The organism is Streptomyces canarius, from assembly GCF_014650735.1.
Taxonomy (GTDB): domain Bacteria; phylum Actinomycetota; class Actinomycetes; order Streptomycetales; family Streptomycetaceae; genus Streptomyces; species Streptomyces olivaceoviridis.
In genome coordinates this window covers 83025-105435 of the sequence record NZ_BMVN01000008.1, presented here as the reverse complement: position 1 = coordinate 105435, position 22411 = coordinate 83025, and the positions used below count along the sequence as shown (strand labels likewise).

Sequence of the window (22411 nt, the reverse complement as noted above, 5' to 3'; positions counted from 1 at the left end):
CCGTCGGCAAGATATTGCGCAGGGCATCCCGGGCGTGGTCACATGGTACCCAGCCCGTACTTAGGTCTGCCTAAGTACGTCCGCCGTCGTAGCTCAGGAGGCGTCCATGCCCACGGTGCGACCGGTGTCCATGCGCGATCTGCTGGCGGCCTGCGCTGCGGCGGACGCGGTCTCCAGGCCGCCGCGGCCCGAGCACCCCGACGGGGCGCGGGGCCCTGCCGAGCAGGTGGCCGCCGCCGCGTGGACGCGCCCGGCCGAGACGGCCCCACAGCCGTCCGACAGCGCGTCCGGGCACGGCGCCTAGCGAATCACCACGACCTTCACGCCGATCGTCGCGAAGTTCCACATCGCGGTCCCGTCCGCCCGTGTCTCCCGGATGCCGCCCGTCTTCACGCCGGAGTCGGCCGCCATGCCCTCCGCAGCGCCGTTCACCGCCGCGCTGAACCCGACGGTCACCCCGTCCACGCTGGTGAACCGCACCACGTGCTCGATGGGGATGCTGTCGGTGCCGGTGGCCGTGCTGGAGCGGGACGTGACCCAGTACGTGCCGACCGGCGGGTCGACGGTGCCCGGCCGCACCGGGAAGGTGCGCTGCACCCGGTTGCCGGGGGTGACCAGCCAGACCCGGTCGTCGTCCACCGAGTACACGACCCGTTCACCCGTTCCGGAGCCGTTCGGCAGGGCGGTCGGGTGGTGCCGGTCCCGGGGTGCCTTGGACGTGGGCGTCGCGTGCACCACCGGCCCCGCGCCCAGGCCCGCCGGGACGGTCGCCTGGGCCCGGTAGGCGAGGAAACCGACCGTTCCCAGCGCCGCCGCGGTGAGGGCGGCCACGATCCCCGAGCTGGTCCCTGCCACCTGCGCCACCTCTGCCTCGTGTGCCTCGTGCCGTCATCCGGTGTAAATGTCGTACTTCGTACAGACCGTAGCAGTCGGTGACCGTCCGTCCCGGACGACCCTGCGGGCGGCGCGGGCGCCGTAGGCTGTTCGCGTGCTCTTGCTCGCTCTGGATACCGCAACACCCGCCGTCACCGTCGCCCTGCACGACGGCACCGACGTCATCGCCTCGTCGAGCCAGGTGGACGCGCGCCGGCACGGAGAGCTGCTGCTGCCGGCCGTCGACCGGGTCCTCACCGAGGCCGGACTGAAGCTGGAGGCCGTCACCGGGATCGTCGTCGGCACCGGGCCCGGCCCCTACACCGGTCTGCGCGTCGGTCTGATGACCGCCGACACCTTCGGCCTGGCGCTCGGCGTCCCCGTGCACGGCCTGTGCACGCTCGACGGCCTCGCCTACGCCGCCGACATCGAGAAGGGCCCCTTCGTCGTGGCGACCGACGCCCGGCGCAAGGAGGTCTACTGGGCCACGTACGCCGACTCCCGGACCCGGCTGACCGGCCCGGCCGTCGACCGCCCGGCCGACATCGCCGAGCGGGTCGCGGGCCTTCCCGCGGTCGGCGCCGGCGCGCTGCTCTACCCGGACACGTTCCCACGCGCCCACGAGCCCGAGCACGTGTCCGCCGCCTCGCTCGCCTCGCTCGCCGCGGAGAAGCTGGCCGCGGGCGAGGAACTCACCGCCCCCCGGCCGCTGTACCTGCGCCGGCCGGACGCCCAGGTCCCCAAGAACTACAAGGTGGTCACCCCCAAGTGACACAGCCGGCACCCCCCCGACTGCGCGAGATGCGCTGGTGGGACATCGACCCGGTCCTGGGGCTGGAGCGGGACCTGTTCCCCGAGGACGCCTGGTCCCGCGGCATGTTCTGGTCCGAGCTGGCCCATTCCCGGGGCCCCGAGGCCACCCGCTGCTATCTCGTCGCCGAGTCCGCCGACGGCCGGGTCGTCGGGTACGCGGGCCTGGCCGCCGCCGGTGACCTGGCCGACGTGCAGACCATCGCCGTCGCCCGCGACCACCAGGGCACCGGCCTCGGTGCCCGGCTGCTGACCGAGCTGCTGCGCGCGGCGACCGCGTTCGAGTGCCACGAGGTGATGCTCGAATGCCGGGTGGACAACCTGCCCGCCCAGAAGCTCTACGAGCGCTTCGGCTTCACCCCCATCGGCTTCCGGCGCGGCTACTACCAGCCGGGCAATGTGGACGCCCTGGTGATGCGCCTGACCACGGAACCCGGCAGCGGCTCGGCCGCGGGCTCCGCCTCAGTACAAGGAACCGATATCAATGACTGACTCACGCGACGAGCCTCTCGTACTCGGCATCGAGACCTCCTGCGACGAGACCGGCGTCGGCATCGTCCGCGGCACCACCCTGCTGGCGGACGCGGTCGCCTCCAGCGTCGACGAGCACGCCCGCTTCGGCGGTGTGGTGCCGGAGGTGGCGTCCCGGGCGCACCTGGAGGCGATGGTCCCCACCATCGACCGCGCGTTGAAGGAGGCGGGGGTCAGCGCCAAGGACCTGGACGGCATCGCGGTCACCGCCGGTCCCGGCCTCGCGGGCGCCCTGCTCGTCGGCGTCTCGGCGGCCAAGGCGTACGCCTACGCGCTCGGCAAGCCCCTGTACGGCGTCAACCACCTGGCCTCGCACATCTGCGTGGACCAGCTGGAGCACGGCCCGCTGCCCGAGCCGACGATGGCCCTGCTGGTCTCCGGCGGCCACTCCTCGCTGCTGCTCTCGACGGACATCACCTCAGACGTCCGGCCGATGGGCTCGACCATCGACGACGCGGCCGGCGAGGCCTTCGACAAGATCGCCCGCGTGCTGAACCTGGGCTTCCCCGGCGGCCCGGTCATCGACCGGTACGCCAAGGAGGGCGACCCGGGGGCCATCGCCTTCCCGCGCGGCCTGACGGGCCCGCGCGACCCGGCGTACGACTTCTCCTTCTCGGGCCTGAAGACCGCCGTGGCCCGCTGGATCGAGGCCAGGCGCGCGGCCGGCGAGGAGGTCCCGGTCCGCGATGTGGCCGCCTCCTTCCAGGAGGCCGTGGTCGACGTGCTGACCCGCAAGGCCGTCCGCGCCTGCAAGGACGAGGGCGTGGACCACCTGATGATCGGCGGCGGTGTGGCGGCCAACTCCCGGCTGCGCGCGCTCGCCCAGGAGCGCTGCGAGGCGGCCGGCATCCGGCTGCGCGTACCGCGCCCCAAGCTGTGCACGGACAACGGCGCGATGGTGGCCGCGCTCGGCGCCGAGATGGTCGCCCGCAACCGGGCCGCGTCCAGCTGGGACCTGTCGGCCGACTCCTCCCTGCCGGTGACCGACCCGCACGTGCCCGGCCACGACCACGACCATGTGCACGAGGTCAGCAAGGAGAACCTCTACTCGTGACCGTCGCCCTGATGTGGGAGGCCCGGGCCGCCGAGGGCCGGGGCGCGGACCTGCTGGCCTGGGTGCGCGAACAGCCCCTCGCCGCCGAGCCGTTGCGCCGCGAGACCTTCCGCGCGCCGCAGGACCGGGTGCTGGTCGTCACGTGGTGGGACGCGTCGTACGACGCCCCGCTCCCCGAACTGCCGGAGCCGGACCCGGAGTTGGTGACCCGGGCGGTGCACCGGTGGCGGTTCGAGGCGGTGGCGGAGGACTGAGTTGGGGAAGCGGTCCCGACTGCGCTATGATCATCACACAGCGAACGGCCGGAACACCGGTCCGGACGCAGTGCGTTGGTGGTCCAAGGAAAGACGCCCCGCTTCCTGCGGGGAAATGCAGGTGCAAGGCCTGCCCGGCGCTCCACTCGACACCCCGCCCCCGGGTTCCCGGCGGCGGGGTGTTCGCGTTTCACGGGACACCGGCTCGAATGTTTCGCCAGATCTTTCGAATGTTCCGGGTGGGCCCTCGTCCGCCGAGGGCTTCGTCAAGCGGTCCGGCGGGGATACGATCGCGGGCATGAAGCCCTCGAAGCCCGCAGGAACGCAGACGGCGACCCTCGCCGAGATCGCCCGTGAGGCGGGGGTCTCCGCTCCGACTGTTTCGAAGGTCCTCAACGGCCGGGCCGATGTCTCCCCCGCGACCCGCACCCGCGTCGAAGAGCTGCTGCGCGCCTACGGCTACCGGCGCCGCCGCGCCGAGGCCTCCCGCTCGCCCCTGATCGACGTCGTCTTCCACGAGCTGGAGAGCGCCTGGGCGATGGAGGTCATCCGGGGCGTGGAGAACGTCGCCCGGGACGCCGGGCTGAGCGTGGTCCTGTCCGAGTCGGCCGGCCGGCTCACCCCCGGCCGCACCTGGGCCGACCAGGTCGCCGCCCGCCGCCCGCACGGGGTGGTGCTGGTGCTCTCCGAGCTCGACGAGTCCCAGCGGGCGCTGCTGACCAGCCGTTCCATCCCGTTCGTGGTGATGGACCCGGCCGGCGACCCGGGCCCGGACGTGCCGTCGATCGGCGCCACCAACTGGCAGGGCGGTCTCGCCGCCACCCGCCACCTGGTCGAACTCGGCCACACCCGGATCGGCGCGATCAGCGGCCCGACCCGGATGATGTGCAGCCGGGCCCGGGTCGACGGCTACCGGGCCGCCCTGGAGACGGCCGGGCTGCCCGTCGACCCCTCCCTCGTCGTGGCCGGCGACTTCCACCACGACGCGGGCTACCGCCTGGGTCTGGAGCTGCTGCGCCGCCCGGACCGGCCCACCGCCGTCTTCGCGGGCAACGACCTCCAGGCGCTGGGTCTGTACGAGGCCGCACGTGAGCTGGGCCTGCGCGTCCCGGAGGACCTCAGCGTGGTCGGCTTCGACGATCTGCCGGTGGCCCGCTGGGTGGGCCCGCCGCTGACGACCGTACGGCAGCCGCTCACCGAGATGGCCGAGGCCGCGGCCCGGCTGGTGCTGGAGCTGGGGAGCGAGCGGGAGGAGCGGGCGGCGACCCGGGTGGAGCTGGCGACGAGCCTGGTGGTGCGGTCGAGCACGGACGTGCCTCCGGCCGCTTAGCGGTGCCTGCGGGCGGGGTCTCCTCCAACGGGCCGGTGCCGGACGGCGGTTCGCTGCCGGACGCCGGTTCGGTGCCGCCAGGATGAGAATTTCCCAAGAAAACCGACCCTGACCGGCTTCCGCTAACAGTCCCCTCACAATTCGGACGTATGTTCCTGTCGTGACGCGACACGAGGAGCAAGGCGACGCGGGCAGACAGGCGGGCCGGCGATCGAGAGCGCTGAGGATCGTCGGCCTCACTCTGACGGGAGCCCTGGTACTGGGCGTGGCGGCGGCCGGCTGGGCCTACTGGCGTCTCGACCGCAACATCCGAAGCGTCGACATCGACAGCGCACTCGGCGACGACCGGCCGGCCAGGGCCGTGGTCACCCCGTCCCCGACCGCCCCGGCGGACGCCTCCCCGCTGCCCACCGGCTCCCTCAACATCCTGGTCCTCGGCTCGGACTCGCGCAGCGGCAAGGACAACCAGGAGCTGGGCGGCGGCGACAGCGGCGGAGCCCGGTCCGACACCGCGATGGTCGTGCACATCGACGCGGGCCGGACGAAGGCCACCGTCGTCAGCATCCCGCGCGACACCCTCGTCACCCGCCCGTCCTGCCCGCTCACCTCCGGCAGCACGGCACCGGCGTACGGCGCCATGTTCAACAGCGCCTACGCGGTCGGCGGCCCGGTGTGCGCGGTGAAGACCGTCGAGACCCTCACCGGGGTCCGCATGGACCACTACCTGGAGATCGACTTCTCCGGCTTCGCCAAGCTGGTCGACGCGCTCGGCGGGGTCGACGTCACCACCGGCCAGGACATCGACGACGACAAGAGCCACCTGCGCCTCAAGGCCGGCACCCACCACCTCGACGGCAAGCAGGCCCTCGCCCTCGCCCGCACCCGGCACGGCATAGGCGACGGCAGCGACCTGGGCCGCATAGGGCTCCAGCAGACGCTGGTCAAGGCCCTGCTGGAGCAGATGGCCGGTGCCGGCCTGCTCTCCGACCCGGCCCGGCTGTACCAGGTCGCCGACGCCGTCACCACCAGCCTCACCACAGACACCGGCCTGAACTCCCTGAACGAGCTGGTGAGCCTCGGCCGGAGCCTGAAGGGACTGACCGCCGACCGGGTGCGGACGGTGACCATGCCGGTCGTCACGGCGCCCTCCGACCCCAACCGGGTCGTCGCCCAGGAGCCGGCGGCGGACGACCTCTGGGCCTCCCTGCGCTGAGCCGGAGAAATCCCGGAGATTTTTTCCGCGGGTGTGTCGATCCGGGTGTCTCCCGTTCGACGCAAGGGGTGAGCGGCGGGAACGGACCCGCCGCCGCGACCGAAGGAGTCACCATGCCCCGCTACCTGTCCCTCGTGCGCATCGACGAGTCCACCGGCCCCGCCGGGGGCCCCAGCGCGGAGCTGATGCAGCGGATGGGCGAGCTGATCGAGGAGATGACCAAGGCCGGTGTGCTGCTCGACACCGCCGGGCTCACCCCGTCCGCCGAGGCGGCCCGAGTCGACTGGGACGGCGAGAAGGCCGCCGTGACCGACGGCCCGTTCACCGAGTCCAAGGAGGTCGTCGGCGGCTACGCGCTCATGCAGTGCAAGGACCGGGCCGAGGCGCTGGAGTGGACGCAGCGCTTCCTGAAGATCCACGGCCCGGAGTGGCGGCTCGCCTGCGAGCTGCGGGAGATCGCCGAGGGCTGAGCCCGTTTGGCCCACCGCCGTCCAGGGTGTTGCATGGTGGGCTGTGGAGACACAGCCCACCACGGCGCACGCCATCGAGACCGTCTTCCGCCTGGAGTCGCCCCGGGTGATCGCCGGGGTCGCCCGGATCGTCCGGGACGTCGGCATCGCCGAGGAACTGGCGCAGGACGCCCTGGTCGCCGCCCTGGAGCGGTGGCCGCTGGACGGGGTGCCGGACAACCCCGGCGCCTGGCTCATGGCCACCGCCCGGCACCGGGCCGTCGACCTGGTCCGGCGCCGCGAGACCTACACCCGCAAACTCGCCGAGCTCGGCCGCGACCTGGCCACGGCCCCGCCGTCGTACGACGCACCGGCCGACCCGGACGACATCGACGACGACCTGCTCCGGCTGGTCTTCACCGCCTGCCATCCGGTGCTGTCGCCCAAGGCCCGCATCGCGCTGACCCTGCGCCTGCTCGGCGGCCTGACCACGGCCGAGATCGCCCGCGCCTACCTGGTCCCGGAGCCGACGGTCGCCCAGCGGATCGTCCGTGCCAAGCGCACCCTGGCGAAACGGAACGTCGCCTTCGAGGTGCCGTACGGCCCCGACCGCGAGGCCCGCCTCGGCTCCGTGCTGGACGTCATCTACCTGGTCTTCAACGAGGGGTACGCGGCCACCGCCGGCGACGACTGGCTGCGCCCCGGCCTGTGCGAGGACGCGCTGCGGCTGGCCCGGGTGCTGTCCGCGCTGATGCCCAAGGAGCCCGAGGTGCACGGTCTGACCGCGCTGCTGGAGTTCCAGGCGTCCCGCGCCGCCGCCCGCACCGGCCCCGACGGCACACCGGTGCTGCTGGAGGACCAGAACCGCAGCCGCTGGAACCGCATGCTCATCGCGCGCGGCATCCGTGCCCTCGACCGCGCCGGGGCCACCGCGAGCGGCCCCCCTGGCCCGTACACCCTCCAGGCGGCCATCGCCGCCTGCCACGCGCGCGCGTACACGTACGAGGAGACGGACTGGCGCGCCATCGCCACCCTGTACGGCCTGCTGGCCGTCCGCGCGCCCTCCCCGGTGGTCGAGCTGAATCGCGCGGTCGCCGTGTCGATGGCCGACGGCCCGGCGGCGGGCCTGAGGCTGGTCGACGCCCTGGCCGCCACGCCCGCGCTGCGCGGCTACCACCTGCTGCCCAGCGTCCGCGGTGACCTCCTCTCCCGCCTCGGCCGCACCGCCGAGGCCCGCGAGGAGTTCCTCCGGGCGGCGGCCCTGACCCACAACGAGAGGGAACGGCAGCTGCTGTCGCGCAGGGCGCGCGCGTGCGGCTGAGCGTCAGCCGAGCGGGCGGCCGATCAGCATCGTCGGTGCCCCGGCGACCCGGGTGAGGAAGACGGTGGCCGCGTTCGGCCCCTGCGGTCTCACCTTCCGGCGCAGCTCCTCCGGCTCGACCGCCGAGCCGCGCTTCTTCACGGTCAGCGTGCCGACCTCGCGCTCCCGCAGCAGGGCCTTGAGCTTCTTGACGTTGAACGGGAGCCGGTCGGTGATCTCGTAGCCGGTGGCGTACGGCGTGGGCCGGGCCTCGTCGGTGGTGACGTACGCGATGGTCGGGTCCAGGAGCCCCCCGCCGACCTCCTCGGCCACTTCGGCGACCAGGTGCGCGCGGATCACGGCGCCGTCCGGCTCGTACAGGTACCGCCCCACCGGCCGCACCCCGGGATCGGGCAGCCCGCGGCCGAGCAGCGTGCGCGGGCCCGGCAGCAGCGTGGCCCGCACCGCGCCCGGCGCCCCGGTCCCGAACCACAGCACCGCTTCCTTCACGTCGCCGCCGTCGGAGATCCACTCGGCCTCGGCCGCGGCCGGGACCACCTCGTGCGGGATGCCCGGCGCGATCTTCAGCGCGGCGCGGGGTGCCTGGAGGGCCGTCCCGATCGCCCAGGACAGCGGCGGCGAGTACGCCTCCGGGTCGAACACGCGGCCGCGCCCGCCCCGGCGCGCCGGGTCCACGAACACCGCGTCGTACCCGGCGGTGTCCACCTCCGTGACGTCGGCCTCGCGCACCTCGATCAGGCCGGCCAGCCCCAGCGCCTCGGCGTTCGCCCGCGCCACGGCCGCCGTCAGCGGGTCCCGGTCCACGGCCAGCACCCGGATCCCGGCCCGCGCCAGGGCGATGGCGTCCCCGCCGATCCCGCAGCACAGGTCGGCGACGGAGGCCACGCCCAGCTCCTTCAGCCGCCCGGCCCGGTACGCCGCCACGGAGGCCCGCGTCGACTGCTCGACCCCGTTGGGCGTGAAGAACATGCGCCCGGCGTCCTCGGCCCCGAACTTCGCCACCGCCCGCTGCCGCAGCCGGGCCTGGCCGAGCGCGGCCGAGACCAGTTCGGCCGGGTGGTCGCGGCGCAGCCGGGTGGCCACGGCCAGCTCCCGCGCGGGCTCGGTGTCGCGGACCTCGTCGAGGAGGGCGCGGCCTTCGGGGGTGAGGAGCAGAGCGAGGTCGTTCACCGGGTCATTGTGGGCCAGTCGGTGGATGGTGCGCCTCCGGCGGCGGTGTCGTCCGGGGTCGCGGGCCGGGGCCTGGGAGGATCCGGCACCATGCGAGCAGTAGTACAAAATGACAAAAGTCGGACTCGTTTCCGGCGGCTGGCCCTCGGGGGCGGAGCCGCCGCGCTGGCCGCCGCCACCCTGCTCTCCGCCTGCGCCGGGCCCGAGTCCGTGCGCAGCGCCTCCGGCCACGGCGGCCCCGCCAAGCCCCAGGACCCGGCGGCGCGCCGGGCCGCCGAACACGCCCGGCTGGCCGCCGCCGCCCGGCGCTGGGGGCTGGACCAGGTCCCGCTCACGCCTCCGCCGCCCCCCGCGGCGAAGCCGAGGATCACCGCCCGCGACGGATTCGAGGTGGACCACCAGGAGGACTGGAACCTGCCCCCCGTCTTCACCACGGTCCCCACCCGCGACAAGGTCGTGTTCCTGACGATCGACGACGGCGCCGAGAAGGACCCGCGGTTCCTCGCCATGATGCGCGAGCTCAAGATCCCGTACACCGCGTTCCTCAGCGACTACCTGGTCAAGGACGACTACGCCTACTTCCGGAAGATGCGGTCCTACGGCAACACCCTCAACAACCACACCCTGCACCACCCCTACCTGCCGGGCCTGTCCTACGAGGAGCAGAAGGACGAGATCTGCGGCATGCAGGCCGTCATGAAGAAGCAGTTCGGCAAGGCACCCACCGTCTTCCGTCCCCCGTACGGCAACTACAACCAGGACACCCTGGTCGCCGCGAAGGAATGCGGCATCACGTACGCGCCGATCTGGAACGAGGAGGTCTTCGTCGACCACTGGGAGTACCGCGAGGACGACAAGCGGCTGCGCCGCGGCGACATCGTCCTCACCCACTTCCGCGGCCGGGACGACTGGGACGGCACGATGGTGGACGACATGCGCCGCTTCCTGAACAAGGTCACGCGCGAGGGCTACGCCGTGGCCCGCCTGGAGGACTACCTGTGAGGCGGGCTCGGGGCAGGGCCGCGGCCCTCGCCGCGGCCCTGCTCCTGACGGGCTGCGCCCAGTCCGTCGACCCCATCGAACGCCTCGGCAAGAAGGCCGCCGAAGGGGTACGCCCGCACATCACCGACCCCGACCACCGCTACCGCGCCTGGGGCCTGACCCGGCCCCTCGCCCGCGCCCCGGTGCACCCGGCCCGCCCGCTCGCCGAGCACCAGGGGGCCGGCGCCCCGCCCCCCGTGGTCGACCGCGTCCCCACCCGTGACCCGGTCGTCTTCCTCACCTACGACGACGGCGCCGAGCGGGACCCCCGCTTCGTCGACATGGTCCGCGAACTCCGGCTGCCGGTCACCCTGTTCCTCACCGACAGCGTCGCCGCCCCCGGCTACGGCCACTTCGCCCGGCTGCGCGCCCTCGGCGCCGGCATCGAGAACCACACCGTCGACCACCGGGCCCCGGCCGGATTGCCGTACGCCGGCCAGCGCGCCGAGATCTGCGGCCAGCAGGACCGCCTCCGCACCGCCCTCGGCGTCCGCCCCCGCCTCTTCCGCCCGCCCTACGGTTCCTACGACCGCACCACCCTGCGCGCGGCGGCGGACTGCGGCATCTCCGCGCTCGTCCTGTGGCGCGCCGCCCTGACCCCGGCCGGCCTCGCCTACACCCACGGCCCCCACCACCTGGGCCCCGGCGACATCGTCCTGGTGGGCCCCGACGACTCGAGGGGGCCGGCCCTGCGGAAACGCACGGCGGGGGTGCTGAGGGAGGCGCAGGGGCGGGGGCTGACGGTCGGGCGCCTCGAGGACTACCTGTGAGGACCGGCCGCACACCGCGATTCCGGCCGACGCGCCGCGGGCAATTGGCACTCCGCTTGACCGAGTGCTAATCGCGGTCATAGTCTCGGCTCTGGCACTCCCCCCTGGAGAGTGCCAGACAAACGCGACGGGCAGGTCCGGCACCCGCGACGACGGATCGACCTGGTCGCCACCTCAGACAGTTAACCCCGTGAGATCTCCGAAGGGGGAGGTCGGATCGTGACGACCGCCAGCTCCAAGGTTGCCATCAAGCCGCTCGAGGACCGCATCGTGGTCCAGCCGCTGGACGCCGAGCAGACCACGGCCTCTGGCCTGGTCATCCCGGACACCGCGAAGGAGAAGCCCCAGGAGGGCGCCGTCCTCGCCGTGGGCCCGGGCCGGTTCGAGAACGGCGAGCGTCTGCCGCTCGACGTCAAGGTCGGCGACGTCGTGCTGTACAGCAAGTACGGCGGCACCGAGGTGAAGTACAACGGCGACGAGTACCTCGTCCTCTCGGCTCGCGACGTCCTCGCGATCATCGAGAAGTAATCACCTCAAGCGACTCTCCGCTTAGAGCTGCGCCCCTGGCCCCCGCGACCGATAAGAAGCCGGGCGCCCGGGGCGCAGCGTCTTTTCACCCACAGATTTCCGAGAGGGCTCCCGCTGTCATGGCGAAGATCCTGAAGTTCGACGAGGACGCCCGTCGCGCCCTTGAGCGCGGCGTCAACAAGCTTGCCGACACCGTGAAGGTGACGATCGGCCCCCGTGGCCGCAACGTCGTCATCGACAAGAAGTTCGGCGCGCCCACCATCACCAACGACGGTGTCACGATCGCCCGCGAGGTCGAGATCGAGGACCCGTACGAGAACCTCGGCGCTCAGCTGGTGAAGGAGGTGGCGACCAAGACCAACGACATCGCTGGTGACGGCACCACCACCGCCACGGTCCTCGCCCAGGCGCTGGTCCGCGAGGGCCTGAAGAACGTCGCCGCCGGTGCCTCCCCGGCCGCCCTGAAGAAGGGCATCGACGCCGCGGTCAAGGCCGTCTCCGAGGACCTGCTCGCCTCGGCCCGCCCGATCGACGAGAAGTCCGACATCGCCGCCGTCGCCGCGCTGTCCGCCCAGGACCAGCAGGTCGGCGAGCTGATCGCCGAGGCGATGGACAAGGTCGGCAAGGACGGTGTCATCACCGTCGAGGAGTCCAACACCTTCGGCCTGGAGCTGGACTTCACCGAGGGCATGGCCTTCGACAAGGGCTACCTGTCGCCGTACTTCGTGACGGACCAGGAGCGCATGGAGGCCGTCCTGGAGGACCCCTACATCCTCATCAACCAGGGCAAGATCTCCGCCATCGCCGACCTGCTGCCGCTGCTGGAGAAGGTCATCCAGGCCGGCTCCTCCAAGCCGCTGCTGATCATCGCCGAGGACGTCGAGGGCGAGGCCCTGTCGACCCTGGTCGTCAACAAGATCCGCGGCACCTTCAACGCCGTCGCGGTGAAGGCCCCCGGCTTCGGCGACCGCCGCAAGGCGATGCTCCAGGACATGGCCGTCCTCACCGGCGCCACCGTCATCTCCGAGGAGGTCGGTCTCAAGATCGACCAGGTCGGCCTCGACGTGCTCGGCTCCGCCCGCCGCATCACCGTCACCAAGGACGACACCACGATCGTCGACGGCGCCGGCAAGTCCGAGGACGTGCAGGGCCGCGTCGCCCAGATCAAGGCCGAGATCGAGAACACCGACTCCGACTGGGACCGCGAGAAGCTCCAGGAGCGCCTCGCCAAGCTGGCCGGCGGCGTGTGCGTGATCAAGGTCGGCGCCGCCACCGAGGTGGAGCTGAAGGAGAAGAAGCACCGTCTGGAGGACGCCATCTCCGCGACCCGCGCCGCGGTCGAGGAGGGCATCGTCTCCGGTGGTGGCTCCGCCCTGGTCCACGCCTCCAAGGTGCTCGACGGCAACCTCGACAAGTCCGGCGACGAGGCCACCGGTGTCTCCGTGGTCCGCAACGCCGTGGTCGAGCCGCTGCGCTGGATCGGCGAGAACGCCGGCCAGGAGGGCTACGTCATCGTGTCCAAGGTCAAGGACCTGGACAAGGGGCAGGGCTACAACGCCGCCACCGGCGAGTACGGCGACCTGATCAAGGCCGGCGTCATCGACCCGGTCAAGGTCACCCGCTCCGCCCTGGAGAACGCCGCCTCCATCGCCTCCCTGCTGCTCACGACCGAGACCCTGGTCGTCGAGAAGAAGGAAGAGGAGCCGGAGGCCGCGGGCCACGGCCACAGCCACGGCCACGCGCACTGAGCCCAGCGCTCTTGAGCGAAGGCCCGGCACCCCGGTGAGGGGGCCGGGCCTTCGCCCTGTCCGCTGCTCCAAGCGGCCCGACGCGGCTACTGCTCCAACGCGTCGAGCGCGCCCAGTTGCTGCATCAGCCCGAGCTGGTCGTGCTGCCACCACAGCTCGGCGATCTTGCCGTTGTCGCCGAACCGGAACAGCGCCATCCCGGTCATGGTGACCTGCCTGCCGGTGGACGCGATCCCCAGGAAATCGCCCTGGTGCGTGGCGTACCAGGTCCACCGCGCGCAGGCCCGGTCGCCCTGGGTGAGCACATCCTCGACCGTGAACGCGAAGTCGAAGGCGCCGCGCCACATCCGGAACTCGGCGCGGACGTTGTCCAGCCCGATGGTGTCCTGCGGGTTCATCGGATCATGGCTGTGGATGTCCTCGTCCAGCAGGTCGTTGAGCGGCGGCAGCTCGCCCTCGGTGCACAGCGCCTCGAAGAACGAGCGCACCATGCCCTCGGACAGGCTCTCGTCGCGTACGACGTCCAGGTCGATGAACGTCGGCATCTCGTCGCACAGCGCGACCAGCCCCCGGAAGATCCGGTCGGTCTCCGGGAGGTTCGAGTTCCGCATCGCGTCCTCGTACGACGGGAACTCCACCACTTCGACGACGTGCGACGCGTCCGAGCGGTCCGTGCCCATCACCGCGTGCGTCGCCGTCCGCCTGCCCTTGGTCTGCTGGACCCAGTCGTCCATGAGCCGGTTCATCTCGTCCAGCCGGCTCGTCCTGCACTCGATGAGCTGTACGAAGGTCATGCGCCGCCTCCGGCCCCCCTGGTCCGGTACCGTCCCGCCCATTTTCCCACCGGGACGGCGGCGCCACCCGCCCGCTACCGCGGCCCGTACTTGCGCCCGGTCCGGGAGCTGACCCCGCCCAGCAGCCCGCGCGGCGCCACCTTCACCAGCCCCATCAGCGCCTTGTACCGGGGGTCGGGGATGGACAGCGTCTTGCCGCGCGCGAGGTCGGACAGGGCCGCCGCGACCAGCTTGTCGGCGTCCAGCCACATCCAGCCCGGGATGTTGTCCGTGCCCATCCCGGCCCGCTGGTGGAACTCGGTGCGCACGAACCCCGGGCACAGCGCCATCAGCCGGACCCCGCTGCCGGCCAGGTCCTTGGCCGCGCCCTGGGTGAACTGCACGACCCACGCCTTGGACGCGCCGTAGGTGCCGCGCGGGACGAACGCGGCCACCGAGGCGACGTTCACCACTCCGCCCCGGCCGCGCTCGCGCATCGCCTCGGCCGCCGCCGACGTCAGCCGGAGCACCGCCTCGCAGTGCACCTTGAGCATCCGTAGCTCGTCCGCCATCGGAACCTCCAGATAGCGGCCCTTGTTGCCGAAGCCGGCGTTGTTGACCAGCAGGTCGACCGGGTTCTTCCGGTCGCCGAGCCGGTCGGCCACCGTCTCGATGCCCTTGTCCTGCGCCAGGTCGGCGGTCAGCACCTCCACCTCGATGCCGTGCCGGTCGTGCAGTTCCGTCGCCTGCTCGCGCAGCCGCTTGGTGTCCCGCGCGACCAGGACGAGGTCATGCCCGTCAGCCGCCAGCCGCCGCGCGAACGCGGCACCGATCCCCGCGGTCGATCCCGTAATCAGAGCCGTTGTCATGGCCCAAGCGTAGTGACCCGGACCGACAGCCTCAGCGGTCCGCGCGCCGTGCCCGGTGCTCTGTGGGCGGGTTACCGGACTCCGTGCTCGGCCACGTACGCCCGGGCCTTCGCCAGCGTCTCGGGGTGCAGCGCCGTGCCCGCCGCGAGCAGCCGGGGCAGCAGCTCGCGCTCGGTGGTGACCGCGCGGAACTGCATCGCCGCCGTCACGCCGTGGTCCGGCCGGTGCACGATCTCGACCGGATCGCCCGCCCGGATCTCACCCGGCTCGATCACCCGGAGGTAGGCACCCGTTGCGCCCTTCTGCGTGAATCTCCTGACCCAGCCGCGCTCGCCCAGATGGCCCTGGAAGGTGGCGCACGGAATGCGGCCGGAGGTCACTTCCAGTACGACGGTGGGACCGATCCGCCAGCGCTCTCCGATCAGCGCCCCGGAGACCTCCAGACCGTCCGTCGTGAGGTTCTCGCCGAAGCACCCGTTGGCCAACGATCTGCCGAGTTCGCGCTCCCAGATGTCGAGGTCCTCCCGGGCGTACGCGTACACCGCCTGGTCGTCCCCGCCGTGGTAGCGCGTGTCGCACACCGCGTCCCCGGCGAGCCCGCCCGCGCCGACGCCCTTGGGCCCGGGCGCCGCCACCGGCACCGGGCCGTCGGCCGGGTGCTTGTCTATGCCGGTGAGGCCGTCCGGCTGGTTCGTGTAGGGCACATGCCGGGGCCGGCCCAGATTGACCGAGAGAAGCTTCATCCCGGCACGGTAAGCGATCCGGGCCCAAAGCGTCGACGCATTATCGGACACTCCTCCCAAGGTTGCCTTATGCTCGTCGGGTGATCGAGGCCCGTCATCTCCGTGTCCTGCGCGCCGTCGCCACCACCGGTTCCTTCTCGGCGGCCGGACGCCAGCTGGGTTGCACCCAGCCCGCCGTCAGCCAGCAGATGAAGGCCCTGGAAGCCTCGGTCGGCACCCCGCTGCTGGTCCGCACCGGGCGCGAGATGCGCCTGACCCAGGCCGGTGAGGCCCTGGTCCGGCACGCCTCCGGCATCCTCGCCGGGCTCACCGCGGCCGAGGAGGAGGTCGCCGCCATCGCCGGCCTGCGCGCGGGCCGGGTCCGGCTGGTCTCCTTCCCCAGCGGCAGCTCCACCCTGGTCCCCACCGCCCTGGCCGCCCTGCGCGCGGGCCACCCCGGCACCCGCGTCTCCCTGGAGGAGGCCGAACCGCCGAGGTCCGTGGAACTGCTCCGCGAAGGCGACTGCGACCTGGCCCTGGCCTTCCGCTACGAGGGGGCGGCGGTCGCCGAGGACTGGGACGACCTCGTCGTGCGCCCCCTGCTGACGGACCGCCTGGTCGCCCTGGTGCCCGAACGGCACCGGCTCGCGCGCGCGGACAGCGTCGCCATCGGCGAGCTGGCCCACGAGCCCTGGATCGCGGGCTGCCCGCGCTGCCGCGGCCAGCTGGTCGAGGTGTGCGAGGGGGCCGGATTCACCCCGCGCATCGACTTCGCCACCGACGACTATCCGGCCGTGATCGGCCTGGTCGGCGCCGGCCTCGGCGTCGCCGTCCTGCCCCAGCTGGCCGTGGAGTCGGTACGGCCGCGGGGCGTGCGCACGGTACGGCTGGAACCGGCGGTACGGCGGGAGATCGTCGCCCTCACCCTGCCCGACCTGGCCCAGGTGCCGGCGGTGTCGGCCACGCTGGAGCAGCTGGCGCGGGCGGCGCGGGCGGCAGGGCGCGGCCAGGCGTAGCCGGAGAAGAGGGGGTCACGGAGCCGCGGGGCGTCGCGGAGGCGAAGGGTGGCGCGGAGAGCGAGGGGCGACGCGGAGAGCGAGGGGCGACGCGGAGGCGAGGGGGCCGCCCCGACGAGGCACGGGCACGCGCGTGCGTGCCCGGTAAGGAAGCGGATGTTTTGCCGATGGTGATGCAGAAACGTTCCTTCAGTGCTCCGAAGCGGTGTCCCCGCTGGTGGTCGAGGCCGCCACCAGGCGGTTGCGTGCCCGCCCCATCAACTCCTCGCGCTCGTCCTCGGTCAGGCCGCCCCAGACGCCGTACGGTTCGCGCACCGCCAGCGCGTGCGCCGCGCACTCCGCACGGACCGGGCACCTCATGCAGACCTCTTTGGCCGAGTTCTCGCGAGCGCTCCGAGCCGCCCCGCGCTCGCCCTCCGGGTGGAAGAAGAGCGAGCTGTCCACCCCGCGGCAGGCAGCCAGCAGCTGCCAGTCCCACAGGTCCGCGTTCGGTCCGGGAAGGCGGGAGAAATCTGCCATTACGTGACCCCTTGTCGCCGTTCTGGGCGGATACGGTGCCAACGACCGTACATCTCCGGTCTAAGGAGATGAAAATATGACTCATTGCGAATCTAGCCCCGGACACTGCAAAACGGGAAGAAAAAGGGCCGAATGGGGCATAGGTTGTGATGAAAAGTTGTGGGTCCGTCGAGCATGTCGGCACCGTGTCGACGCCCTCACGTAGAGTGCCGAAGACGGCACGCGGGCCCGTAACTCTTTCGAGTGACCGTCGTTGAGAGTGCGGATGCGGTTGAGAAAACAAGCGCTCGGGCAGGCGTCCGAGACGGTCGACCGCACAGGTGACGATTCCGTACCAGCCTGGAGGCTCAAGGTGACGCGCATCAGCTGCGGAGGGCGGTCATGACATCCGTCCTCGTCTGCGACGACTCCCCGCTTGCCCGAGAGGCGCTCCGCCGCGCGGTCGCGACCGTGCCCGGTGTCGAGCGCGTGACGACGGCGGCCAACGGCGAGGAAGTCCTCCGCCGCTGGGGCGCCGACCGCTCCGACCTCATCCTGATGGATGTGCGCATGCCCGGCCTGGGCGGCGTCGAGACCGTGCGCCGGCTGCTGTCCGCCGACCCGGGCGCGCGCATCATCATGCTCACCGTCGCCGAGGACCTCGACGGGGTGGCCCTCGCCGTCGCCGCCGGTGCCCGGGGATACCTGCACAAGGACGCCTCGCGCGCGGAGTTGCGCGCCACGGTGACCCAGGCGCTGGCCGACCCCACCTGGCGACTCGCCCCGCGCCGGCTGCGCTCGGCGGAGATGGGCGCCGCGCCCACGCTCACCGCGCGTGAGATCCAGGTGCTGGAGGGCATGAGCCACGGCCGCTCGAACGCCGAGATCGGCCGCGAGCTGTTCCTCTCCGAGGACACCGTCAAGACGCACGCCCGGCGCCTGTTCAAGAAGCTCGGCGCCTCGGACCGGGCGCACGCGGTGGCCCTCGGCTTCCGCTGGGGACTGGTCCGCTAGCGACCGCGAAGCCGGACGGGCCGCTCGGCGCCGGGGCGTTCCGGTGCCGTCCGTGCCCGCGGCTCCCGTGCGGGTGTGCGGCCGACCGCGCTCGTCGGGCGCGGCTGGGTGTGCCCCGGTTACCCCTGGTCTCGTGTGCCCCCGGGGCGTGACGCCCGCCGGTGGTGTGCGGGCGGACGCGGTGCGGGGCACTGGTCGTACGGGCGGTGGCGCGCCGGGCCACCGTGCCGTTACTGCCGTGCCGTGCCGTGCCGTTCGGCGGACGGACGGGGCTGTCCGGGTGATTCCGGTCGTCCCGGTCCGCCCTGGTCACCCGGCTGCGCCAGCCGTCAGGGTCCCGCACCGGCGGGCGAGCCGCCATAGAGACCGGCGGCGAATCGTCGTACAAGTCGGTGGCGGACGCCGCGGAAGTCGGCAGGCGGGCTCGCCTGCCGGTGGAACGCGTCGACGGGCAACCGCCCCGGCGCACAACGGTGCGGAACGCGACGCGTGACCACGCCGGCGCACCACACCGCCGAACGCCCCGAGTGGCGCGTGTACGACGGCCCGCCGGACGCGCGCTGCTCGTTTCGGCGCGGATGCCGCATCCTTGAGGGTGTGGAGTCTCTCGGGGACGAGTCGGTCGAGCGGAAGGGGAGGGCGCAGGGAATGAGTGCCGGCGCACCTGCTCATAACGCTTCGGTGCACAACCACGAGCACGATGCGACGGACCGGACGGCCGCAAGGCACCATGGACCGATGCGCGACGACGAGGCGGGCACGGCCCACGGGGCGATCGGTGCGCTCGTGCATCGTGCCGTCGACGGGGACGAGCAGGCCACGCACGATCTGCTCGCCCGTGTCCACCCCTTGGCGCTGCGCTACTGCCGCACCCGGCTGTCCCGGCTGCCCGGCGACGCACGCCACTTCGTGGAGGACCTCGCCCAGGAGGTCTGCGTGGCGGTCCTCCTCGCCCTGCCCCGCTACCGCGACACCGGCCGCCCCTTCGAGGCGTTCGTCTTCGCCATCGCCTCCCACAAGGTCGCCGACCTCCAGCGGGCGGCGATGCGCCACCCGGGATCGACCGCGGTGCCGTCCGACGAGATGCCCGAGCGGCCCGACGACTCCCTCGGCCCCGAGGAGCGCGCCCTGCTCAGCAGCGATGCCGAGTGGGCGAAGAAGCTGCTGGCCAACCTCCCCGAGAACCAGCGCGAACTGCTCCTGCTGCGTATCGCCGTGGGCTTGACCGCGGAGGAGACGGGGCAGATGTTGGGAATGTCACCCGGCGCGGTCCGCGTGGCCCAGCACCGGGCCCTGAGCCGCCTGAGGGCGCTCGCCGAACAGTGAACCCCCTGCGCGGAGCCTGGAGTAGCCCCCGCGCCGAACAGGTACGCCGCCGTTTCCGTACGAACATACGAAGCCTGAGGCGACCCCGTACCGTGGAATTTGCTAGCTACGCTTCCCGTTAGCATGGACATCCGCACCGATCAAGGCCATTTGGGGAAGGTGTCATGACTGCAAACGTCGACGGAGTGCCCGGTAAATTCGCGACACTCGGGCTGACCTACGACGACGTGCTGCTGCTGCCGGGCGCATCCGAGGTGCTCCCCAACGCGGTCGACACCTCGTCCCGCATCTCCCGCAACGTCCGGGTGAACATCCCGCTGCTGTCGGCCGCGATGGACAAGGTGACCGAGTCCCGCATGGCGATCGCGATGGCCCGGCTGGGCGGCGTCGGCGTCCTGCACCGCAACCTCTCCATCGAGGACCAGGTCAACCAGGTCGACCTGGTCAAGCGGTCGGAGTCCGGGATGGTCACCGACCCGATCACGGTGCACCCGGAGGCCACGCTCGCCGAGGCGGACGCCCTCTGCGCGAAGTTCCGCATCAGCGGCGTCCCGGTCACCGATCCGGCCGGCAAGCTCCTCGGCATCGTGACCAACCGCGACATGGCCTTCGAGAGCGACCGCACCCGGCGTGTGCACGAGGTCATGACCCCGATGCCGCTGGTCACCGGAAAGGTGGGCATCTCCGGCCCCGAGGCCATGGAGCTGCTGCGCAAGCACAAGATCGAGAAGCTGCCGCTGGTGGACGACGAGGGCGTCCTCAAGGGCCTGATCACGGTCAAGGACTTCGTCAAGGCCGAGAAGTACCCCAACGCCGCGAAGGACGCCGAGGGCCGGCTGCTCGTCGGTGCCGCGGTCGGTGCCAGCCCGGAGGCGCTGGAGCGCGCCGAGGCGCTCGCCGGCGCCGGTGTGGACTTCCTGGTCGTCGACACCTCGCACGGCCACAACAGCAACGCCCTGAGCTGGATGTCGAAGATCAAGTCGAGCGTCAGCGTCGACGTGGTCGGCGGCAACGTCGCCACGCGTGACGGTGCCCAGGCGCTGATCGACGCCGGTGTGGACGGCATCAAGGTGGGGGTGGGCCCCGGCTCCATCTGCACCACCCGTGTCGTCGCCGGTATCGGTGTCCCCCAGGTCACCGCCATCTACGAGGCGTCCCTCGCGGCCCGTCCCGCCGGCGTCCCGCTGATCGGCGACGGCGGCCTCCAGTACTCCGGCGACATCGGCAAGGCGCTGGCCGCCGGCGCCGACACGGTGATGCTGGGCAGCCTCCTCGCCGGCTGCGAGGAGTCCCCGGGCGAGCTGCTCTTCATCAACGGCAAGCAGTTCAAGTCGTACCGCGGCATGGGCTCGCTGGGCGCCATGCAGTCGCGCGGCCAGGGCAAGTCGTTCTCGAAGGACCGCTACTTCCAGGCCGACGTCACCGCCGACGAGAAGCTCGTGCCCGAGGGCGTCGAGGGCCAGGTGCCCTACCGCGGCCCGCTCGCCAACGTGCTGCACCAGCTCGTCGGCGGCCTGCGCCAGACCATGGGCTACGTCGGCGCCGCCACCATCGAGGAGATGGAGTCCAAGGGCCGGTTCGTGCGGATCACCTCGGCGGGCCTGAAGGAGAGCCACCCGCACGACATCCAGATGACGGTCGAGGCGCCGAACTACAGCAGCAAGAAGTAACCACAGCGGCGAGAAGTGACGCCCACGCGCGCGTGCGGCTCGTGCCACGGCGGTCCCGGAGCATCCGGGGCCGCCGTTGTCGTACCCGTCGGCGATACTGGAAGGCGCTGCAACGCATAGGGAAAGGCCACCAACGTGACTGAGATCGAGATCGGGCGCGGCAAGCGCGGCCGCCGGGCGTACGCCTTCGACGACATCGCCGTCGTCCCCAGCCGCCGTACGCGGGACCCGAAGGAGGTCTCGATCGCCTGGCAGATCGACGCCTACCGCTTCGAGCTGCCGTTCCTGGCCGCCCCCATGGACTCCGTGGTCTCCCCGGCCACCGCGATCCGCATCGGCGAGCTGGGCGGCCTCGGCGTGCTCAACCTGGAAGGCCTGTGGACGCGGTACGAGGACCCGCAGCCGCTGCTGGACGAGATCGCCGAGCTGCCCGCCGAGCAGGCGACGCGCCGCCTCCAGGAGATCTACGCGGCACCGGTCAAGGAGGAGCTGATCGGCGCCCGCATCAAGGAGGTGCGCGACTCCGGCGTGGTCACCGCCGCCGCGCTCTCCCCGCAGCGCACCGCCCAGTTCTCCAAGGCGGTCGTGGACGCGGGCGTGGACATCTTCGTCATCCGGGGTACGACGGTCTCGGCGGAGCACGTGTCGTCCTCGCACGAGCCGCTGAACCTGAAGCAGTTCATCTACGAGCTGGACGTCCCGGTGATCGTCGGCGGCTGCGCCACGTACACGGCGGCCCTGCACCTGATGCGCACGGGTGCCGCGGGTGTCCTCGTCGGCTTCGGCGGCGGCGCCGCGCACACCACGCGCAACGTCCTCGGCATCCAGGTCCCGATGGCCACGGCCGTCGCCGACGTGGCCGCGGCCCGCCGGGACTACATGGACGAGTCCGGCGGCCGGTACGTGCACGTGATCGCGGACGGCGGTGTCGGCTGGTCCGGCGACCTGCCCAAGGCCATCGCCTGCGGCGCCGACGCCGTGATGATGGGCTCCCCGCTGGCCCGGGGCACGGACGCGCCCGGCAAGGGCCACCACTGGGGCATGGAGGCGGTCAACGAGGAGCTGCCCCGCGGCCAGAAGGTCGACCTCGGCACGGTCGGCACGGTCGAGGAGATCCTCACCGGTCCGTCCCACACCCCGGACGGCTCGATGAACTTCTTCGGCGCCCTGCGCCGCGCCATGGCCACCACCGGCTACAGCGAGCTGAAGGAGTTCCAGCGGGTCGAGGTGACGGTGGCGGACAGCCAGCACCGGCGGTAGTCGCCGGGACGGTCGCCACGACACCGGAAGGGCCGGTCATCCCCAGCGGATGACCGGCCCTTCCGCATGCCCAGGCATGGTCAAGTGCGCCTGAAGGGGGCACGTTACACGAAAGGGGGCGCGCGGTTGCGTTCGCGGCGAATGTGGGCCGAACGGGCGTAGTGGGGCGGT

General features: G+C 72.1%; 24 protein-coding genes. 18 read left to right on the top strand and 6 right to left on the bottom strand.

Annotation, left to right across the window (positions count from 1 at the left end; translation table 11 throughout):
* Nucleotides 1-106: 106 nt before the first annotated feature.
* Nucleotides 107-304: a hypothetical protein gene (locus IE294_RS14070; RefSeq protein ID WP_189885873.1), complete on the top strand. Its 198-nt coding sequence runs from the start codon at nucleotides 107-109 to the stop codon at nucleotides 302-304.
* Here the strand turns inward: IE294_RS14070 and IE294_RS14065 are convergent.
* The gene (locus IE294_RS14065) at nucleotides 301-855 is read right to left on the bottom strand and encodes a hypothetical protein (protein ID WP_189885871.1); all 555 of its coding nucleotides are present in this window, start codon (nucleotides 853-855) and stop codon (nucleotides 301-303) included. The genes IE294_RS14070 and IE294_RS14065 overlap by 4 nt on opposite strands.
* Nucleotides 856-988: 133 nt before the next feature.
* Here IE294_RS14065 and tsaB point away from each other — a divergent pair, with 133 nt between their 5' ends.
* The 8 genes from tsaB (at nucleotide 989) to IE294_RS14025 (ending at nucleotide 7835) form a co-directional block, all read left to right on the top strand.
* Nucleotides 989-1645 carry a tRNA (adenosine(37)-N6)-threonylcarbamoyltransferase complex dimerization subunit type 1 TsaB gene (gene tsaB, locus IE294_RS14060; protein WP_189816478.1) on the top strand — a complete coding sequence of 219 codons (657 nt, stop codon included), beginning with the start codon at nucleotides 989-991 and terminating at the stop codon, nucleotides 1643-1645.
* Nucleotides 1646-1674: 29 nt separating this feature from the next.
* Nucleotides 1675-2175, top strand: coding sequence for a ribosomal protein S18-alanine N-acetyltransferase (gene rimI, locus IE294_RS14055; RefSeq protein ID WP_014674410.1), 501 nt, complete (start codon nucleotides 1675-1677; stop codon nucleotides 2173-2175).
* Complete coding sequence (tsaD, locus tag IE294_RS14050) at nucleotides 2168-3268, top strand: tRNA (adenosine(37)-N6)-threonylcarbamoyltransferase complex transferase subunit TsaD (protein WP_189885869.1); 1101 nt, start codon at nucleotides 2168-2170, stop codon at nucleotides 3266-3268. Before rimI ends, tsaD begins: the two co-directional genes overlap by 8 nt.
* Nucleotides 3265-3522 (top strand): hypothetical protein, encoded by a 258-nt coding sequence (locus IE294_RS14045; protein ID WP_189885859.1) that lies wholly within the window; start codon nucleotides 3265-3267, stop codon nucleotides 3520-3522. The genes tsaD and IE294_RS14045 overlap by 4 nt, the downstream gene beginning before the upstream one ends.
* A gap of 298 nt (nucleotides 3523-3820) precedes the next feature.
* Nucleotides 3821-4852 carry a LacI family DNA-binding transcriptional regulator gene (locus tag IE294_RS14040; protein ID WP_189816481.1) on the top strand — a complete coding sequence of 344 codons (1032 nt, stop codon included), beginning with the start codon at nucleotides 3821-3823 and terminating at the stop codon, nucleotides 4850-4852.
* A 160-nt stretch (nucleotides 4853-5012) separates the two neighbouring features.
* A complete protein-coding gene (locus IE294_RS14035) occupies nucleotides 5013-6065 on the top strand; it encodes an LCP family protein (RefSeq protein WP_189885857.1) in 1053 nt (350 codons plus the stop codon).
* 113 nt (nucleotides 6066-6178) lie between these two features.
* Nucleotides 6179-6535, top strand: a complete 357-nt coding sequence (locus IE294_RS14030; protein WP_189885855.1) for a YciI family protein — start codon at nucleotides 6179-6181, stop codon at nucleotides 6533-6535.
* A gap of 43 nt (nucleotides 6536-6578) precedes the next feature.
* Nucleotides 6579-7835: an RNA polymerase sigma factor gene (locus IE294_RS14025; RefSeq protein WP_189885853.1), complete on the top strand. Its 1257-nt coding sequence runs from the start codon at nucleotides 6579-6581 to the stop codon at nucleotides 7833-7835.
* Between the two features lie 3 nt (nucleotides 7836-7838).
* On the opposite strand, the gene IE294_RS14020 is transcribed toward IE294_RS14025, so the two are convergent.
* The gene (locus tag IE294_RS14020) at nucleotides 7839-9005 is read right to left on the bottom strand and encodes a THUMP-like domain-containing protein (RefSeq protein WP_189885851.1); all 1167 of its coding nucleotides are present in this window, start codon (nucleotides 9003-9005) and stop codon (nucleotides 7839-7841) included.
* 90 nt (nucleotides 9006-9095) lie between these two features.
* Here IE294_RS14020 and IE294_RS14015 point away from each other — a divergent pair, with 90 nt between their 5' ends.
* The 4 genes from IE294_RS14015 to groL all read left to right on the top strand — a co-directional run bounded on the left by IE294_RS14015 (nucleotide 9096) and on the right by groL (nucleotide 13092).
* Nucleotides 9096-10007, top strand: coding sequence for a polysaccharide deacetylase family protein (locus IE294_RS14015; RefSeq protein ID WP_189885831.1), 912 nt, complete (start codon nucleotides 9096-9098; stop codon nucleotides 10005-10007).
* Entirely contained in the window at nucleotides 10004-10816 is an 813-nt protein-coding gene (locus tag IE294_RS14010; protein WP_189885829.1) for a polysaccharide deacetylase family protein, read from the top strand. Before IE294_RS14015 ends, IE294_RS14010 begins: the two co-directional genes overlap by 4 nt.
* A gap of 219 nt (nucleotides 10817-11035) precedes the next feature.
* Entirely contained in the window at nucleotides 11036-11344 is a 309-nt protein-coding gene (gene groES / locus IE294_RS14005; RefSeq protein WP_004955293.1) for a co-chaperone GroES, read from the top strand.
* 119 nt (nucleotides 11345-11463) lie between these two features.
* On the top strand, nucleotides 11464-13092 hold the full coding sequence (groL, locus tag IE294_RS14000; RefSeq protein ID WP_189885827.1) for a chaperonin GroEL: 1629 nt from the start codon (nucleotides 11464-11466) through the stop codon (nucleotides 13090-13092).
* Nucleotides 13093-13178: 86 nt separating this feature from the next.
* Here groL and IE294_RS13995 read toward each other — a convergent pair whose 3' ends face one another.
* From IE294_RS13995 to IE294_RS13985, 3 genes are all read right to left on the bottom strand, one after another.
* On the bottom strand, nucleotides 13179-13886 hold the full coding sequence (locus IE294_RS13995) for an ester cyclase (RefSeq protein ID WP_189885825.1): 708 nt from the start codon (nucleotides 13884-13886) through the stop codon (nucleotides 13179-13181).
* A gap of 74 nt (nucleotides 13887-13960) precedes the next feature.
* On the bottom strand, nucleotides 13961-14734 hold the full coding sequence (locus IE294_RS13990; RefSeq protein ID WP_189816490.1) for an SDR family NAD(P)-dependent oxidoreductase: 774 nt from the start codon (nucleotides 14732-14734) through the stop codon (nucleotides 13961-13963).
* Between the two features lie 71 nt (nucleotides 14735-14805).
* Nucleotides 14806-15477, bottom strand: a complete 672-nt coding sequence (locus tag IE294_RS13985) for an MOSC domain-containing protein (protein WP_189885822.1) — start codon at nucleotides 15475-15477, stop codon at nucleotides 14806-14808.
* Between the two features lie 80 nt (nucleotides 15478-15557).
* Between IE294_RS13985 and IE294_RS13980 the strand changes: the two genes are divergently transcribed.
* Nucleotides 15558-16472: a LysR family transcriptional regulator gene (locus IE294_RS13980; RefSeq protein WP_059262991.1), complete on the top strand. Its 915-nt coding sequence runs from the start codon at nucleotides 15558-15560 to the stop codon at nucleotides 16470-16472.
* Nucleotides 16473-16661: 189 nt separating this feature from the next.
* On the opposite strand, the gene IE294_RS13975 is transcribed toward IE294_RS13980, so the two are convergent.
* Nucleotides 16662-16991 (bottom strand): WhiB family transcriptional regulator, encoded by a 330-nt coding sequence (locus IE294_RS13975; protein ID WP_015493322.1) that lies wholly within the window; start codon nucleotides 16989-16991, stop codon nucleotides 16662-16664.
* A 381-nt stretch (nucleotides 16992-17372) separates the two neighbouring features.
* Between IE294_RS13975 and IE294_RS13970 the strand changes: the two genes are divergently transcribed.
* The 4 genes from IE294_RS13970 (at nucleotide 17373) to IE294_RS13955 (ending at nucleotide 22240) form a co-directional block, all read left to right on the top strand.
* Nucleotides 17373-17984, top strand: coding sequence for a response regulator transcription factor (locus IE294_RS13970; protein WP_003948568.1), 612 nt, complete (start codon nucleotides 17373-17375; stop codon nucleotides 17982-17984).
* 738 nt (nucleotides 17985-18722) lie between these two features.
* On the top strand, nucleotides 18723-19310 hold the full coding sequence (locus IE294_RS13965; RefSeq protein WP_014674427.1) for a sigma-70 family RNA polymerase sigma factor: 588 nt from the start codon (nucleotides 18723-18725) through the stop codon (nucleotides 19308-19310).
* A gap of 164 nt (nucleotides 19311-19474) precedes the next feature.
* On the top strand, nucleotides 19475-20980 hold the full coding sequence (gene guaB / locus IE294_RS13960; RefSeq protein ID WP_189885820.1) for an IMP dehydrogenase: 1506 nt from the start codon (nucleotides 19475-19477) through the stop codon (nucleotides 20978-20980).
* Between the two features lie 135 nt (nucleotides 20981-21115).
* A complete protein-coding gene (locus IE294_RS13955; protein WP_189885818.1) occupies nucleotides 21116-22240 on the top strand; it encodes a GuaB3 family IMP dehydrogenase-related protein in 1125 nt (374 codons plus the stop codon).
* Nucleotides 22241-22411 lie beyond the last annotated feature (171 nt).

Bases quoted from the DNA above. Each gene is read 5' to 3' on its own strand.
- tsaD (WP_189885869.1), top strand. From the start codon at position 2,168: ATGACTGACTCACGCGACGAGCCTCTCGTACTCGGCATCGAGACCTCC.
- IE294_RS14070 (WP_189885873.1), top strand. From the start codon at position 107: ATGCCCACGGTGCGACCGGTGTCCATGCGCGATCTGCTGGCGGCCTGC.
- IE294_RS13990 (WP_189816490.1), bottom strand. From the start codon at position 14,734: ATGACAACGGCTCTGATTACGGGATCGACCGCGGGGATCGGTGCCGCG.
- IE294_RS13975 (WP_015493322.1), bottom strand. From the start codon at position 16,991: ATGGCAGATTTCTCCCGCCTTCCCGGACCGAACGCGGACCTGTGGGAC.
- IE294_RS14040 (WP_189816481.1), top strand. From the start codon at position 3,821: ATGAAGCCCTCGAAGCCCGCAGGAACGCAGACGGCGACCCTCGCCGAG.
- IE294_RS14015 (WP_189885831.1), top strand. From the start codon at position 9,096: ATGCGAGCAGTAGTACAAAATGACAAAAGTCGGACTCGTTTCCGGCGG.
- guaB (WP_189885820.1), top strand. From the start codon at position 19,475: ATGACTGCAAACGTCGACGGAGTGCCCGGTAAATTCGCGACACTCGGG.
- IE294_RS13985 (WP_189885822.1), bottom strand. From the start codon at position 15,477: ATGAAGCTTCTCTCGGTCAATCTGGGCCGGCCCCGGCATGTGCCCTAC.
- IE294_RS13995 (WP_189885825.1), bottom strand. From the start codon at position 13,886: ATGACCTTCGTACAGCTCATCGAGTGCAGGACGAGCCGGCTGGACGAG.
- groL (WP_189885827.1), top strand. From the start codon at position 11,464: ATGGCGAAGATCCTGAAGTTCGACGAGGACGCCCGTCGCGCCCTTGAG.
- IE294_RS13965 (WP_014674427.1), top strand. From the start codon at position 18,723: ATGCGCGACGACGAGGCGGGCACGGCCCACGGGGCGATCGGTGCGCTC.
- rimI (WP_014674410.1), top strand. From the start codon at position 1,675: ATGCGCTGGTGGGACATCGACCCGGTCCTGGGGCTGGAGCGGGACCTG.
- IE294_RS14030 (WP_189885855.1), top strand. From the start codon at position 6,179: ATGCCCCGCTACCTGTCCCTCGTGCGCATCGACGAGTCCACCGGCCCC.
- IE294_RS13970 (WP_003948568.1), top strand. From the start codon at position 17,373: ATGACATCCGTCCTCGTCTGCGACGACTCCCCGCTTGCCCGAGAGGCG.